Source organism: Streptomyces sp. NPDC002730 (genome assembly GCF_042888805.1).
Classification (GTDB): domain Bacteria; phylum Actinomycetota; class Actinomycetes; order Streptomycetales; family Streptomycetaceae; genus Streptomyces.
On record NZ_JBIAQG010000002.1, the window covers coordinates 470,018 to 485,570 of the forward strand.

Here is a 15,553-nt window from a genome sequence, read left to right on the forward strand (position 1 = left end):
GCACATGGCCGTGGCGGATCGTCCACCGGAAGAGCCGACACCGTTTTTTGCCGGTGGGACCGGGTCCTGCGGACGGAGGACAGTGGCACTCCGGCGCGGTTAGGGTGGGCCGGGTATCGGAACACAGCGCAACCGACTGCGCACAGTTCGAGGCACGGAGGGCGTTGGCGTGGGTACGGCGCGTTATCTGGAGATCGCGGAGGCGGTACGGCGGTCGATCCTCGGCGGCGAGTACCCGGTCGGGGCGCAAATCCCCTCGGAGAGCGACCTCGCGGCCCGCTGGTCCGCGTCACGAGGGACGGTCCGGCAGGCCGTCGCCGTACTGGCCTCAGAGGGCCTGATCGGCTCCCGGCAGGGTGCGCGCAGAATCGTGCTGCGCCACGAACGCCGGCACAGCTTCGCGGAGTTGAACAGCTTCGCGCAGTGGGCCGAGGGCATGGGCTACGAGATCTCCAGCCGCATCCTGACCCGCACCCGCCGCCCCGCGACCCCCGCCGAGGCCTCCCGGCTCTCCGTCCCCGCCGGTTCGGCGGTCCTGTACGTCCTGCGGCTGCGGCTGCTCGACGGCGAACCGGCCATGCTGGAGCGCACCGCCTACGCGGAGTGGGTGGCGCCCGCGGTGGAGGAGCTGCCCGAGGACTGTGTGTCCATCATGAACAGCATCGCCGGACAGCACGGCATCCTGGCCCACTACGGCGAGCACCTCATCGACGCAGTCGCGGCGGGGAGCGTGGACGCGCGGTTGCTACGGGTCCGCCGGGGCAGCCCGCTGCTGCGGCAGCGCCATCTGACATGCACGGCGACGGGCCGGCCCATCGAGTGGACGGACGACCGGTATGTGGCGGGGAGTGTGACGTTCAGCGTGAGCAACTCGGCGGACACGGCCCCGCTGTCGCGGCATGCGGGCGACCTTTCCAGCCCGTCCGGCGATTGAGGACCGGGGTCCGGGGCGGAGCCACGGTCAGCCGCCCGACGTGTCCAGTTCCGCATCCGCGCTGACGCCCGCGCAGTCGTACGGATCCTTCAGCCAGCCGTCCGGCAGAACCACCCGGTTGTTCCCCGACGTGCGCCCCCGCGGCCCGTCCGCACCGACCGGCCACGGCTGGTCCAGGTCCAGCTCCGCCAGCTGCGCGTCCATCTCCGCCAGCGACGACGTGATCGCCAGCTTCTTCCGCAGCTCCGAGCCGACCGAGAAGCCCTTGAGGTACCACGCCACATGCTTACGGAAGTCGATCACGCCACGCGCCTCGTCGCCGATCCACTCCCCCAGCAGCTCGGCGTGCCGCCGCATGACGACCGTGACCTCCTTGAGCGTCGGCGCCGCGCTGCCTGCATCAAGGGCTCCGCCCGGGGTGCCCGTACCCTCGAAGGCCGCCACCAGATCGCTGAACAGCCACGGCCGCCCCAGGCACCCGCGGCCCACGACCACCCCGTCGCAGCCCGTCTCCCGCACCATCCGCAGCGCGTCGTCCGCCGACCAGATGTCGCCGTTGCCGAGCACCGGGATCTCCGGGACATGCTCCTTCAGCCGGGCGATCGCGTCCCAGTCCGCCGTACCGCCGTAGTGCTGCGCCGCCGTACGCCCGTGCAGCGCGATCGCCGTCACGCCCTCCTCGACCGCGATCCGGCCCGCGTCGAGATAGGTGATGTGGTCGTCGTCGATGCCCTTGCGCATCTTCATCGTGACCGGCAGGTCGCCCGCGTTCGACACGGCCTCGTTGAGGATCGCGCGCAGCAGCGGCCGCTTGTACGGAAGAGCGGAGCCGCCGCCCTTGCGTGTCACCTTCGGGACCGGGCAGCCGAAGTTCAGGTCGATGTGGTCGGCCAGGTTCTCGTCGGCGATCATGCGGACCGCCTTGCCGACGGTCACCGGATCCACCCCGTACAGCTGAATGGACCGCGGCGTCTCATTCGCGTCGAAGTGGATGAGGTGCATGGTCTTCTCATTGCGCTCGACCAGCGCCCGCGTCGTGATCATCTCGCTGACGAAAAGCCCCTTGCCGCCGGAGAACTCGCGGCACAGCGTGCGGAACGGCGCATTGGTGATGCCGGCCATCGGCGCGAGCACCACCGGGGGCTGTACGGCGTGCGGGCCTATCTTGAGCATCGACGAGGACGGGGCGAGCGTGGTCATTCGCCCATTGTCGCTCACGACGGGAGTCCTTAGTCAGCCGTACTATCCGCTTATGCCCGAGCTCACACACCGACGGCGGCTGCTCGTGCTGGCGATCTGCGCTATGAGCCTGCTGATCGTCAGCCTCGACAACACGATCCTCAATGTCGCGCTGCCCTCGATTCAGAAGGAGTTCCACGCCTCCGTCGCCGGGATGCAGTGGACGATCGACGCCTACACCCTCGTCCTCGCCTCCCTGCTGATGCTCTCCGGCTCCACCGCCGACCGGATCGGCCGGCGCAAGGTCTTCCAGACCGGTCTTGTCCTTTTCACCGTCGGCTCGCTGCTGTGCTCGCTCGCACCCAACCTCGAGTCGCTCATCGCGTTCCGCATGGTGCAGGCCGTCGGCGGCTCGATGCTCAACCCGGTCGCGATGTCGATCATCACCAACACCTTCACCGACCCGCGCGAACGTGCCCGCGCCATCGGCGTCTGGGGCGGCGTCGTCGGCATCTCCATGGCCGCGGGGCCCCTCGTCGGCGGAATCCTGGTGGACTCGGTCGGCTGGCGCTCGATCTTCTGGGTCAATCTGCCGGTCGGTCTCGCCGCCATCCTGCTGACCTGGCGCTACGTACCGGAGTCCCGCGCCCCGAAACCACGCCGCCCCGACCCCGTCGGGCAGCTCCTGGTCATCGCACTCCTCGGCTCAGTGACGTACGCGATCATCGAGGCGCCGTCGGCCGGCCGGCACTCGCCGGTGATCATTGCCCTCAGCACGGTCGCGGCCCTCGCGCTGACCGGACTGCTGCTGTACGAACCGAGGCGCACCGAGCCCCTGATCGATCTGCGTTTCTTCCGCAGCGCCCCGTTCAGCGGGGCCACGGTCATCGCCGTGTGCGCCTTCGCCTCGCTCGGCGGCTTCCTCTTCGTCAACACGCTGTATCTGCAGGACGTCCGCGGCCTGTCCGCCATGGACGCCGGTCTCTACATGCTGCCGATGGCCGCCATGACCTTCATCTGCGCACCGCTGTCCGGACGGCTGGTCGGCAGCCGCGGCCCGCGCCTCTCGCTGCTGATCGCGGGCCCCACGATGGCCGCGAGCGGAGTGCTGTTCGCCGCCTTCGAGGCCGAGACCTCCGATGCGCTGCTCTTCTTCGGCTATTTCCTCTTCGGCCTCGGCTTCGGGATGGTGAACGCGCCGATCACCAACACCGCCGTCTCCGGAATGCCCCGCTCACAGGCCGGTGTCGCCGCCGCCGTCGCTTCCACCAGCCGGCAGATCGGGCAGACGCTCGGCGTCGCCGTCATCGGAGCCGTACTGGCGGCCGGGGTCGCCTCCTCCACCTCGTACGCGGACGGCTTCGTCGCCGCGAGCCGGCCCGCCTGGTGGATCATCACCGGCTGCGGGCTGTGCATCCTCGTGGTGGGGGCGCTGACCAGCGGCGGCTGGGCGCAGGAGACGGCGCGGCGCACGGCCGAGCGGCTGGAGGCTCCGGACGAAGGCCAGGTGCTGTCCACAGCGAACGCATAGCTCTCTCCGAGCCTGGTCACAGGCGTCATGGGGCGTGGCTCACCCTTCGCCGGACTCGGTGGTACGACGGCGTTCGTTCCGCAAGGATTCGACGGATGAGCCCGAGTCGAACGTGCGAGGTGTGCGGGACCGAGCTGCCCGACCGCGGCCGACGACTGGGGAGCGGGCCGGCACCGGGCGGCCGGCCCGCCCGTTACTGCTCCGACGCATGCAGACAGCGCGCCTTCCGCCGGCGCTCGGCACGGGACGCTCAGGACCAGGAGCACGGCCGGAGCGCGGGCCGGGACCAGAACCAGGACCGCACGCAGCCGGAGGGCCGCGAGCTGCCACGGGCACTGGACTCCTTCATCGGCCGAAGGCGCGAACTGTCACGGCTGCGCACCCTGTTGAAGTCCTCGCGGCTGCTGACCCTCACCGGCCCGGGCGGAGTCGGCAAGACCCGTCTCGCGATGGAGTTCGCCACCGGTCCGCGCGGCGGCGCCGACAGCAAGGCCCTGCTGGTCGAACTGGACTCGCTCCACGACGGCGACCGGCTGCCGCAGGCCGTGGCCGCCGCGCTGGGCGTGGGCGAGCGCGGCGGCCGGACAGGTGTCGCGCTGCTCGCCCATGAGCTCGGCGACCGGCCGACGCTGCTCATCCTGGACAACTGCGAGCACCTCGTCGAGCCGTGCGCACAGCTGGCCGCGGCCCTGCTCGGCCGGTGCCCACGGCTGCGGATCCTCGCCACCAGCCGGGAAGTGCTGCGAGTGCCCGGCGAAGTCGTGTTCCGGGTCGGTGAACTGTCCCTGTCGCCGGCCGGCGAGGACGACGACCCGGCAGCCGTACTGCAGGCGGATGCCGTCCGGCTCTTCGTGGAGCGCGCCGGCAGCTGCACACCCGGATTCGAGCTGCACACCGGCAACGCCCGTACCGTGGCCGAGATCTGCCGACGCCTTGACGGAATGCCGCTGGCGATCGAGCTGGCGGCACGCCGTACGGGAGTCCTCCCGCTGAGCGACATCCTGGCCGGCCTCGACGACCAGCTCACCCTCCTCACGGACGGCAGCAGGACCGGGCCCGGACGCCACCGCGAGCTGGCGGCCGCGATCGACTGGAGCCATCGATTACTGGATCCGGCGGAACAGACCCTCTTTCGCCGTCTCTCCGTCCTCGTCGGCGGATTCGACGCCGTGGGTGCGGCAGCGGTCTGCGCCGACGGCGAGATGCAGCCGCGGCATGTCCTGCGGATGCTGTGCGCGCTGGAGGCCAAGTCCTTGATCGTACGGCTGCCGGGCCCGGAGGCCGAAGTCACCGCGCGGTTCCGGCAGTTGAGCGCCATCCGCGCCTACGCCCTGGACCGCCTCGCCGAATCCGGTGAGCTGCCCGACACCTGGCAACGGGCCGTCGACTGGCTGACCGGGCTGATGGAGCCGGCCGCGGATCAGGTCTTCGTCGACCAGGCGGGCGGCCCCCTGACCGAGGAGCGGGAGAACCTCGCGGCGGCTGTCGCCCACACCAACGGCCTCGGCGGCGCACCTCATGCACCGCTGACGCTGGCACTGGCGCGGGTGCGCTACCAACAGGAGCAGTTGACAGCCGCCCGCGCGCTGCTGGCGGACGTACTGGAGCACGACAGCGCCCCGCAGGGCTCGCGGGACTCACGGGAGTCACGGGAGTCACGGGAGTCACGGGAGTCACGGGGCTCGCAGGACTCCCGGCACGTCGGTGCGGCCCTGGCGCTCGCCGCACGCGCGGCCTGCCAGCAGGTGGACGAGGCGGCCGCACTGCGCTTCGCCGAGCAGGCGGTCGCCGTCGAGCGGCGCAGAGACGACCCCGCCGGACTCGCCAACGCCCTGGACGCACGCGCTGCCGCCCTGCTGTGCCGCGGCGAGTTCACGCAGGCCGTCGACGACTTCGCGGAGTGTCTGGCCATCGTCGCCATACTCGGCCACCCCCGCGACACGGCATGGTGCCGCCACCATCTGGCCTGGGCGCTGCTGCACATCGGCAAGGCGGCCGAGGGCGACGAGCTGATGGCGTCCTGCCTGCCGCAGCTGCGCGGACAGTCCCCCTGGAGCCAGTCGGCGGCCGCCCTGCACACCGCCGGCGCGATCCGGCTCGCCCTGGGCGATGTCGCCGCGGCCCAGGAACTGTTCGCCGAGAGCCTGCGCACGGTGCCCGGCGAGAGCTTCCACGCGCTGTATCCACTGGAGGGGCTTGCCGTCGTGGCGGCCGAGCGGGGCCGGATGAAGCGGTCGCTGCGGCTGTTCGCGGCCGCTGCACAGGCACGCAGGCGGCTGGACACCGAGCCGGAGGCCGAGTGGCGACGGCAGGTCGAGTCGGCGACGGCCCGCGCGGCGGCGGCGCTGCCCCCTGCGGGACGGGACGCTGCGGTGGCCCAGGGACGCGGGATGGGCTGGGAGCGGCTGATCGCGTACGCCCTGCACGGGACCGACGAAGGACCGATGCCGGCCGTCCGCAGGGAAGACGGGCAATCCCCGCTCACGGGGCGGGAGATGACGGTGGCCGCGCTGGTCGCCGAAGGGCTGACCAACCGCGAGGTCGCCGCCCGTCTGGCTCTGTCGGCGAGCACCGTCTCGACCCACCTCGACAACGTGCGGGACAAGCTGGGCATGCGCTCCCGTACGCAGATCGCGCTGTGGGTGGCCGGAAAGGAACAGCGCCCCGGCGCTGTTCCCGAGCGCGATCCGCGCCGCGGCGAGGTTTCGTAACGCCGCCGAGCCGTCGGTCATCCGATCGATCCGCGCGGCCGCCGCAGCGACCAAGCTGACGCGGAACAGGGCATTCCAAGGACCCGACGGCGTGGAGCTGCTACCCGACGGCCTTCCCCCCCACGGAATGCCCTGCCTGACGAGTAAATCCGGCAAGGAGACGCGATGCGGCACGACCACGATCCGGACGGCGAACACACGAGCTCGAGGAGGGCGTTCATCAAAACGAGTTCGGTGGGAATGACCGCAGCCCTCGTGGCGACGAGCGGGGCCGGCGCCGCCCTGGCGGCACCGGCGAGCACGGTGCAGAAGGCGCGCGCGGCGGGACGCCCGTTGGCCGTCACGCCTGCCTGCGACGGTCACGAAACCCCGGCAGCGACGGAGGGCCCGCTCTTCAAGCCGCAGTCCCCCGAGCGGACGGACTTCATCACCCCCGCGATCCGCGGAGTGTGGCTCGATCTGAGCGGCATCGTCTACGACACCGCCTGCAAGCCCCTGCCCGGGTCGCTCATCGAGTTCTGGCAGTGCGACCAGAACGGCGACTACGACACCGCGGGCTTCTCGCTGCGCGGACACCAGTACACCGACAGCAGGGGCGCGTTCCGGCTGCGCACGATCATCCCCCGCGACTACTGGGGCCGATGGGGCCAGCGGGCGCCGCATATCCACACTCAGGTCCAGGCGCCCGGCGGACCCGTACTCGTCACGCAGCTGTACTTCCCCGACGACACACAGGCGTACGGCCGGGACTTCGCCGCGCTCAACGCCGCGGACCGGCTCCTCAACCGGGCCTGCACGATCACGCTCGCGGGCCCGAAGGACGGCCGCTACACCGGCTCCTTCGACTTCGTCATCCAGACCACGGCCAAGTAGCCGACCGCCGATCACTCAAGGATTTCCGTGATGCATACGAGCAAGTCGTCCCGGCACCGGAAAGTCAGTCGGTCGCCCATGGTGGCTGCGCTGGCCGCAGGCGCCGTCGCGGTCGGGGGCCTGATCGCCGCCGGCACCGTCTGGGCCGGACCCGCCCCCGCCGCCAAGGACGTGGCGGCCGCACCGGCGCGCGTCGCCGGACAGTGGCAGTCGACCGCGGTCCCGGTGGCCAAGGGCGACCTCACCGCCGTGGCCGCGCTCAGCGACAAGCAGGCCTGGTCCGTCGGCTACCGGCTGAAGAGCGCCACCGAGCTGGAGGCCCTGGCCCTGCACTGGGACGGCACATCCTGGACGCAGCAGTCGACGCTGCCGAAGGACACCTTTCCGCAGGCGCTCGCCGTACGGTCGGCCAGTGACATCTGGGCGGTCGGCGCGACGGCGGCCCACTGGGACGGCACCTCCTGGACCACGCGCAACCTCGACCGCGACCCCGCGGGCCGGTTGACACCCGACGCGGTGGTGACGACGTCCGACGGGAGGGCGTGGACGGCCGGCCGCGCGGTGCCGCAGGGCATCAAGAACGGGTCGCCCGCCATCCAGGCATGGGACGGCACTGCCTGGCGCCGGCAGACCCTGCCCGACGTCGGCAAGGGCGAACTGACCAGCCTCACCGCCGTCGCACCGGACGACATCTGGGCGGCGGGCACGTCCTTCGCCACCGACAGCACCGCGGAGACGGCCCTGCTGCTGCACTGGAACGGCACCTCCTGGACGCGGGTCGCCGCGCCCGCGGGAGCCAAGGACGAGCACCGCTGGCTCAGCGGCATCACCGCACTGGATGCCGACGACATATGGGCGGTGGGCGGTTCGATGTCCAAGGGAGGCGACCTCCCCTACGCGGTGCACTGGGACGGCAAGAAGTGGACCGACGTCAAGACACCCGCGATCGCCGACGGCCGGCTTCGGGCCGTCGGTCGGGCCGGGGACGGCGTGCTGTGGGCGGTCGGCGGCAAGGGTGCTGTCTCCGTCGCCCTGCGCTTCGACGCGCAGGAGCGCCGTTGGGAGCAGGCAGCCGACCCCGGTGTGGTGGTGCGAGGGTTCACCACTGTGCCGAGCAGCGCAGATCTGTGGACCGTGGGCATCGCCAAACAGGGCGACCTGGTTCCGGCGGTGACCCGCTTCACGGGCTGACCGGCACACCGAACCCGGGCCCGGACCACGCACCACGGTCCGGGCCCGGGCCATGCCCCATGCTCAGGCCGCGGCGAGCGCCAACGCCTGGAGCTTCTCCAGGCGCTCGCGCGATTCGTCGTCGAGAGGTGTGTAACTGACCAGTCGGGGCCCGGCCGTCGGGCCCAGCCAGAGATTGTTGTGCTCCAGGCGCAGCAGGCCCACATGGGCGTTGCGGATCAGCTTGGTCCTGCCGCCCTGGCTGACCACCTCATGGCGCGCCCACACCGCACGGAACTCCGGCGAGGACGTCTCAAGACGCCCCAGCAGCGCCTTCCACGCGGGCTCGGCGAGATGCTCGGCCATCGACGCCCGGAACTTCGCGGCGAGCACCCGGGTGGCGTCCGCGAGATCGGCGACCGCCGCCCGCCAGTCGTCGTTGGTGAAGGCCAGGATCATGCAGTTGCGGTCCTCCCGGGGCAGGGAGTCGAGGTCGCAGAACAGCCGTCCGTAGGTGCGGTTGTACGCAAGGATGTCGTAACGGCTGTTCATGACGCAGGCGGGAAGCGGCTCGAGCTGCTCGAGCAGCTGCCGCAGCGCCGGCGTGACGGTCGGGCAGGGCGTGCCGGGCGCCGGATCGGTGGCGCCGGCCAGGGCGAAGAGATGGCTGCGCTCGCTCTGGTCGAGGAGCAGCGCGCGGGCGATCGCGTCGAGGACCTGCGGGGAGACCTGGATGTCCCTGGCCTGCTCCAGCCAGGTGTACCAGGTGACACCCACGGCGGAGAGATGCGCGACCTCCTCGCGGCGCAGACCGGGAGTCCGCCGGCGACGGCCGCGCGGCAGCCCGACCTGCTCGGGCGTGATCCGCTCGCGACGGCTGCGCAGAAAGCCCGCGAGTTCATGCCTACGTACGTCGGTCTCCTGCACCATCGTCGCCATGCTCCCAGGGTGCCGAAACGCTCAGACCATTGCCAGGTAGTGCTTGTACCAGGATAAAGACACTCTGGTACCAGGCTCCACGGAGCACGATCGTCGATGACGTGAGTGAGACCAGTGTCCTTTCCTCGAATCCCGTCCGCGCCGCCGAAGCCGCCGGGCCACAGCTCGGCCCGCTCGGGCTGTTCACCGTGCTGCTCGGCGCGGCACTTCCGCTGATCGACTTCTTCATCGTCAATGTCGCCCTGCCGACCATCGAACACGACCTGGCCGCGGGCACCGCGCTGCTGGAGCTGGTGGTCGCCGGGTACGCGCTCTCGTACGCCGTACTGCTCGTCCTCGGCGGACGGCTCGGGGACATGTACGGCCGCCGCCGGCTCTTTCTGATCGGCATGGCCGCCTTCGGACTGACTTCCCTGGCGTGCGGCCTCGCGCCGGACGCCTGGACGCTGGTCGGGGCGCGGGTCGCCCAGGGCGCCGCGGCCGCGCTGATGGTGCCGCAGGTACTGGCCACGATCCAGGCAGCGACGGCCGGCCCGCGCAGGGCCAGGGCGATGAGCCTGTACGGGGCCACGGCCGGACTTTCGATGGTCGCCGGGCAGATCCTGGGCGGCGTCCTGGTCTCGGCCGACATTGCGGGCACCGGCTGGCGGGCGATCTTCCTGGTGAATGTGCCGGTGGCGCTGATCGGCCTGGTACTGGCGGCCCGCTCGGTCCCGAAGACACGCTCCGCCAACCCCGCGCCCGTGGACGTACCCGGCACGCTGCTGCTGACCGTGGCCCTGCTGACGCTGCTGGCACCGCTGACGGAGGGACGGGCCGCGGGCTGGCCGCTGTGGACATGGGGCGCGCTGGCGGTGTTCCCGGTCGCGGCGGTGGCCTTCTACCGGGTGGAACGGCGAGCGGACCGGCAGGGGCGTACACCGCTGGTGCCGCCGAGCCTGTTCGCGCTGCTCTCGCTGCGGCGCGGGCTTGCGCTGGTACTGCCGTTCTCGATCGGCTTCGGCGGCTTCATGTTCGTGGTCGCGGTGGCGCTGCAGCAGGGCCTCGGGATGGGGGCGGTGGCCTCCGGGATGGCGCTGGTGCCGATGGCGCTGGCCTTCTTCGGGGCGTCGCTGGCAGGACCGCGGCTGGTGGTGCGGTACGGCACCCGGATCGTGCCGGCGGGCGGCGCGCTCCAGGCCGTGGGCATCGCGGTACTGGCCCTGGCCGTCTGGCGCGGCTGGCCGGATCTGGGCTTCGTGGAACTGATGCCGGGCGTCGCGCTCGCCGGCTTCGGCCAGGGGCTCCAACTGCCGGTCATCTTCCGGATCGTGCTCTCCGAGATACCGCCGCAGCGGGCCGGGGTGGGCAGCGGTGTGATGGTGACGACCCAGCAGTCCGCACTGGCGCTGGGCGTGGCCACGCTGGGCTCGCTCTTCCTCTCGCTGGTCACGTCTGCGGGGATGCGTCAGGCGCTGACGGTCACGCTGCTGGTGCAACTGGGGATGATCGTGCTGACGACGCTGCTGAGTCTGCGCCTGCCGCGCACGGTGAACTGACCCGGTGAACCGACCCGGTGACCGGGCTGCCCCGGACATGGCCGTGGGCCCGGACCGCGCCACGCGGTCCGGGCCCACGGTCGTGATCAGGCCTGGTTCTCCTGCGGCTCCTCGGGCGTGCTGCCGCCCTCGGCACGCTCGCGCATCTTGCGCACCAGCTCCTGCTTCTGGTCGGCGGCCGCCTTGCGATCGGCGTTGCGCGCGGGACCGTTGCCCTGCTGGTCGGCGCGCGACAGCTTCTTGCGCTGTCCGCCCACGCCGAGGAGGTTGTTCCGGCTCTTGGCCATGGGGTTCTCCCATTTGTGGTGAGAAGTGACTGGGGAATCGTCAGACGGGGGCGGGAGTCGACCGCCGCCCTCTCACTCGTAGATCGGGAGATACGCATACATGCGGGCCACGGTACCCCGCCGGGGACAGTGGGGACACCTGGTTTGTTCGCGCGGGCCGCGCGGGCGAACTGGTCGAGCAGATGCGGAAGATCATCAGGCGCTGGGGTCCACCGTCGCCTGGTGTGCCTCGACGAGGTGTTCCTCGGCTTTGAGCCAGGGCAGAAACTGCGCCCCCTTGCGCCAGCCACAGGTGTCGCAGGTCAGCGTCCGCTGCAAGCCTGATTTCTGTACGTGCACGACATGCTCACGGCCGTGCTGATCCCATCTGCTGACCTTGCTTGTGGTCAATGACGGCATCGTTCCTCCTGGTGACGAGTGCGCCCAGTGTGCAGCACGTTCAACATCAACGGCACCACCTTGTCGAGCTGTTGCTCCAGGCGTCGCCCGCCGGGTGCTCAGGCGCCACCTTCCAGGAAGCGGAGTACCGCCAGCACCCTGCGGTGATCTGCGCCGACGCGCGGCAGGTCGAGCTTGGCGAGGATGCTGTTGATGTGTTTCGCGACGGCGCTTTCGCTGATCACCAGCCGGTCGGCGATTCCGGCGTTGGAGCGGCCCTCCGCCATCAGCGCGAGCACGTCCCGTTCGCGCTCGGTCAGCCGCTCCAGCGGATCGCTCTGCCGCCGCACCAGGAGCTGTGCGACGACCTGCGGGTCGAGGGCGGTTCCGCCCTCGGCGACCCGTCGCAGCACTTCGATGAACTCCTCGACGTCCGCTACGCGTTGTTTGAGCAGGTAGCCGATGCCGCTGGTGTTGGCGGCGATGAGCTCGGCGGCGTACCGCTCCTCCACGTACTGCGACAGCATCAGGACGGCGGTGTCCGGCCACTGCTGTCTGAGCCGGAGTGCGGCCCGTACGCCTTCGTCGGTGAAGCCGGGCGGCATCCGGACATCGACGACGGCTATGTCGGGTCGGTGTTCCCCGACCGCGGCCAACAGCCCTTCGGCGTCGCCGGTTTCCGCGACGACCTCGAATCCGGCCATCTCGAGGATCTTGACCACGCCGACCCTGAGCAGGACGGAATCCTCGGCGATCACAGCGCGCACGGCAGCTCCACAGTCATGACGGTCGGGCCCCCGGTGGGGCTGCTCATGCGGAAGGTCCCGTCGACGGACCCCACGCGTTGGGCGAGTCCTTTGAGACCGGTGCCGCCGGCCGGATCGGCGCCGCCCGCGCCGTCGTCGGCGACGACCACCCGCAGTATCTCGCCCAGTCGGGACACGGTCACATCGGCACGGGTCGCGTGCGCGTGCTTGGCGATGTTGGTGAGGGCCTCGGAGACCACGAAGTAGGCGACTGCTTCGACGGCGGGGGCGGCTCGCTGCGGCAGGTCGACCCGTAGCCGTACGGGCAGTGGCGCGCGGGCGGCCAGGCCGGAGAGGGCTGCGTCGAGGCCGAGTTCGTCGAGTACGGACGGGTGGAGGCCGCGCACGAGATGGCTGAGTTCCTCGATCGACTCCTTGGCTTCGCGATGGGCGTCGTCGATCACTTGCCGCACCTCGGGCGACAGGTCCTTGAGTGTCACTTTGGCGATCCCGAGGTTCAGTGCCAGGGATACGAGCCGTTGCTGGGCGCCGTCGTGGAGATCGCGTTCGATGCGGCGGCGTTCGGCGTCGGCGGCGTCGACGGCTCCGGCCCGGCTTTCGGTGAGGTCTTCGACGCGCTGCTCGAGTTCCTCGGCCCGGGTGTCCTTGAGGAGCGTGGGGGCGATGCGGTTCTCCAGCCGTACCAGGGCTCCGGCGAGGCTCGGCACGGCGGCCAGTGCGACGGTACCGGCGGCCATGACGTAGGCGGCCTGGGTGGTGTAGCTGGGGTGGCCGGTCCGCCAGTCCGCCGGCAGCAGCATGATCCAGGCGTAGATGGTGGTGGCGGCCGCGCCGGCCACCAGGAGCGCGACGACGAGCAGTTCGAGTATCCCGAGGCAGGGCCCGGCGAGGCAGTTGTACGCGAACTGCCGTCTCGCCACGGCGAATCGGAGCCGGGGCAGGTCCACACCGCACAGTTCGCGATAGCGCCATCGGTGGGCTTCGGTAAGGCCGAATCCGGCGATGGCGATCAGGGCAACGGGGATGGGAAGGATCACCGGGGCGTCGGAGGAGGTGCCGCTGAAGGTTGCGACGGCCAGTCTCGCGGCCCAGAGGAACAACGGTGCTGTGACGAGGTGCAGGAGCATCCCGGTGGCGATGAAGGACATGTCGCGCCGCAGCCGGGTGAGGGAGCGGCGGAGCCGGGGCGGGATGGTCATGATCAAACCGTATGGGGTGGGCATGTCCGGCCGCCATGAAGCCTGTTGCCGGTTCCGGGGTGCAACTGGTGCCACCCCAAGTCGGCAAGCAGTGTTACTGACTGTGACGACACGGAACAGGAGTGTTGATCACGAGCCCGAAGGCCGGGTTCGTGACTGCCGAAAGAGGCGCGCTCCATGGCTCTCATTGCCTTCAACTCCCCTGTCGACACTGCCCGGTTGCCCAGGTGGCAGGGCCGGTTGCTGACCGGCGCGGGACTGGCCCTGCTGCCCTGGATGGGGTTTCTGGCGGCGACGCTTCCGCCGGGCGAAGCCGCGGCGTGGGTGACGCTGGATGCTCTGGAGGCGGCCTGTCTGCTGACGGCGGGCAGTCGGCTCGTACGGGGTGGGGGCGGCCATCGGGCGGCGGCGGCCGGTGCCGCGCTGCTGCTGGTGGCCGATGCCTGTGCGGACCTGCTGACGTCGGCGCCGGGCGCCGAGCTGGCGCAGGCGCTGGCGATGGCGGTGTGTGCGGAGCTGCCGCTGGCGGCCCTGTGCATGGACCTTGCCGTACGGACACATGCGAGGGCCGGCCGGGCTCCTGGCCCGGCCGGCCCTCGAACGTCAGCGAGCGGTCAGCAGCCGAGCAGGCGGCTGCCGAGGTAGCCCTGGATCTGGTCCAGGGAGACGCGCTCCTGCTTCATGGTGTCGCGCTCGCGCACGGTGACCGCGTTGTCGTCGAGGGTGTCGAAGTCGACGGTGACGCAGTACGGCGTGCCGATCTCGTCCTGGCGGCGGTAGCGGCGGCCAATGGCGCCGGCGTCGTCGAACTCGATGTTCCAGTTCTTGCGCAGGTCGGTGGCGAGGCCCTTGGCCTTCGGCGACAGCTGCGGGTTGCGGGAGAGCGGCAGCACGGCCACCTTGACCGGCGCGAGGCGCGGGTCGAGGCGCATCACGGCGCGCTTCTCCATGACGCCCTTGGCGTTGGGCGCCTCGTCCTCGTTGTACGCGTCGAGGAGGAAGGCGAGCATGGCGCGGCCGACACCGGCGGCGGGCTCGATGACGTACGGGGTCCAGCGCTCGCCGGCTTCCTGGTCGAAGTACGACAGGTCGTGGCCGGAGGCCTTGGAGTGCGCGGAGAGGTCGTAGTCGGTGCGGTTGGCGACGCCCTCGAGCTCGCCCCACTCGCTGCCGCCGAAGCTGAAGCGGTACTCGATGTCCGCGGTGCGCTTGGAGTAGTGGGAGAGCTTCTCGGCCGGGTGCTCGTACCAGCGCATGTTCTCCTCACGGAGACCAAGGTCGCGGTACCAGTTCCAGCGCTGCTCCATCCAGTATTCCTGCCACTGCTCGTCCTCACCGGGCTTGACGAAGAACTCCATCTCCATCTGCTCGAACTCGCGGGTGCGGAAGATGAAGTTGCCGGGAGTGATCTCGTTCCGGAAGGACTTGCCCATCTGCGCGATGCCGAACGGCGGCTTCTTGCGCGAGGTCTGCTGCACCTGGCCGAAGTTGGTGAAGATGCCCTGCGCGGTCTCGGGGCGCAGATAGGCGACCGAGCCGGAGTCCTGCGTCGGGCCGAGGTGCGTGGAGAGCAGGCCGGAGAAGCTCTTGGGCTCGGTGAAGGTGCCCTTGTTGCCGCAGTTGGGGCAGTTGAGGTCGGCGAGGCCGTGCTCGGGGGCCTTGCCGTGCTTCTCCTCGTACGCCTCTTCCAGGTGGTCCGCGCGGAAGCGCTTGTGACAGGAGGTGCACTCGGTGAGCGGGTCGGTGAAGGTGGCGACGTGACCGGAGGCCTCCCAGACCTCGCTGGCCAGGATCACCGACGAGTCGATACCGACGACGTCCTCGCGCGAGGTGACCATGTAGCGCCACCACTGGCGCTTGATGTTCTCCTTCAGCTCGACACCCAGCGGCCCGTAGTCCCAGGCGGCGCGCTGACCACCGTAGATCTCGCTGCACGGGTAGACGAAGCCACGGCGCTTGCTCAGGTTGACGATGGTGTCGATCTTGTCGGCGGCCACGGTGCTCTCTTCATTACGACGACGACGAACGGCGAATGCTTCAGGTTACC

The 15,553-nt window shown here is 70.5% G+C and carries 14 protein-coding genes; 7 read left to right on the forward strand and 7 right to left on the reverse strand.

Annotation, left to right across the window (positions count from 1 at the left end; genetic code table 11):
• Positions 1–169: 169 nt before the first annotated feature.
• A complete protein-coding gene (locus tag ACFYXH_RS07030) occupies positions 170–934 on the forward strand; it encodes a GntR family transcriptional regulator (RefSeq protein ID WP_389561101.1) in 765 nt (254 codons plus the stop codon).
• Between the two features lie 27 nt (positions 935–961).
• On the opposite strand, the gene dusB is transcribed toward ACFYXH_RS07030, so the two are convergent.
• Entirely contained in the window at positions 962–2,134 is a 1,173-nt protein-coding gene (dusB, locus tag ACFYXH_RS07035; RefSeq protein ID WP_389561102.1) for a tRNA dihydrouridine synthase DusB, read from the reverse strand.
• A gap of 52 nt (positions 2,135–2,186) precedes the next feature.
• On the opposite strand from dusB, the gene ACFYXH_RS07040 reads away from it, so the two are divergent.
• The 4 genes from ACFYXH_RS07040 to ACFYXH_RS07055 all read left to right on the forward strand — a co-directional run bounded on the left by ACFYXH_RS07040 (position 2,187) and on the right by ACFYXH_RS07055 (position 8,419).
• Positions 2,187–3,644 (forward strand): MFS transporter, encoded by a 1,458-nt coding sequence (locus tag ACFYXH_RS07040; protein ID WP_389561103.1) that lies wholly within the window; start codon positions 2,187–2,189, stop codon positions 3,642–3,644.
• Positions 3,645–3,739: 95 nt separating this feature from the next.
• Entirely contained in the window at positions 3,740–6,355 is a 2,616-nt protein-coding gene (locus ACFYXH_RS07045; RefSeq protein WP_389561104.1) for a LuxR C-terminal-related transcriptional regulator, read from the forward strand.
• A gap of 240 nt (positions 6,356–6,595) precedes the next feature.
• Positions 6,596–7,228, forward strand: a complete 633-nt coding sequence (locus ACFYXH_RS07050) for a dioxygenase (protein ID WP_389561105.1) — start codon at positions 6,596–6,598, stop codon at positions 7,226–7,228.
• A 30-nt stretch (positions 7,229–7,258) separates the two neighbouring features.
• Positions 7,259–8,419: a hypothetical protein gene (locus ACFYXH_RS07055; RefSeq protein ID WP_389561106.1), complete on the forward strand. Its 1,161-nt coding sequence runs from the start codon at positions 7,259–7,261 to the stop codon at positions 8,417–8,419.
• Between the two features lie 63 nt (positions 8,420–8,482).
• Here the strand turns inward: ACFYXH_RS07055 and ACFYXH_RS07060 are convergent, their stop codons facing one another.
• Complete coding sequence (locus ACFYXH_RS07060; protein WP_389561107.1) at positions 8,483–9,337, reverse strand: helix-turn-helix transcriptional regulator; 855 nt, start codon at positions 9,335–9,337, stop codon at positions 8,483–8,485.
• A 101-nt stretch (positions 9,338–9,438) separates the two neighbouring features.
• Between ACFYXH_RS07060 and ACFYXH_RS07065 the strand changes: the two genes are divergently transcribed.
• A complete protein-coding gene (locus ACFYXH_RS07065) occupies positions 9,439–10,875 on the forward strand; it encodes an MFS transporter (RefSeq protein ID WP_389561108.1) in 1,437 nt (478 codons plus the stop codon).
• Positions 10,876–10,961: 86 nt separating this feature from the next.
• On the opposite strand, the gene ACFYXH_RS07070 is transcribed toward ACFYXH_RS07065, so the two are convergent.
• The 4 genes from ACFYXH_RS07070 to ACFYXH_RS07085 all read right to left on the reverse strand — a co-directional run bounded on the left by ACFYXH_RS07070 (position 10,962) and on the right by ACFYXH_RS07085 (position 13,506).
• Positions 10,962–11,162: a DUF6243 family protein gene (locus tag ACFYXH_RS07070; protein WP_327323497.1), complete on the reverse strand. Its 201-nt coding sequence runs from the start codon at positions 11,160–11,162 to the stop codon at positions 10,962–10,964.
• A 195-nt stretch (positions 11,163–11,357) separates the two neighbouring features.
• On the reverse strand, positions 11,358–11,561 hold the full coding sequence (locus ACFYXH_RS07075) for a hypothetical protein (protein WP_327323498.1): 204 nt from the start codon (positions 11,559–11,561) through the stop codon (positions 11,358–11,360).
• Between the two features lie 98 nt (positions 11,562–11,659).
• Positions 11,660–12,307 carry a response regulator transcription factor gene (locus tag ACFYXH_RS07080; RefSeq protein WP_327323499.1) on the reverse strand — a complete coding sequence of 216 codons (648 nt, stop codon included), beginning with the start codon at positions 12,305–12,307 and terminating at the stop codon, positions 11,660–11,662.
• A complete protein-coding gene (locus ACFYXH_RS07085) occupies positions 12,295–13,506 on the reverse strand; it encodes a sensor histidine kinase (protein WP_389561109.1) in 1,212 nt (403 codons plus the stop codon). Before ACFYXH_RS07085 ends, ACFYXH_RS07080 begins: the two co-directional genes overlap by 13 nt.
• Positions 13,507–13,683: 177 nt before the next feature.
• Here ACFYXH_RS07085 and ACFYXH_RS07090 point away from each other — a divergent pair, with 177 nt between their 5' ends.
• On the forward strand, positions 13,684–14,151 hold the full coding sequence (locus ACFYXH_RS07090) for a hypothetical protein (RefSeq protein WP_389561110.1): 468 nt from the start codon (positions 13,684–13,686) through the stop codon (positions 14,149–14,151).
• Here the strand turns inward: ACFYXH_RS07090 and ACFYXH_RS07095 are convergent.
• The gene (locus ACFYXH_RS07095; RefSeq protein ID WP_327323502.1) at positions 14,121–15,503 is read right to left on the reverse strand and encodes a glycine--tRNA ligase; all 1,383 of its coding nucleotides are present in this window, start codon (positions 15,501–15,503) and stop codon (positions 14,121–14,123) included. The genes ACFYXH_RS07090 and ACFYXH_RS07095 overlap by 31 nt on opposite strands.
• Positions 15,504–15,553 lie beyond the last annotated feature (50 nt).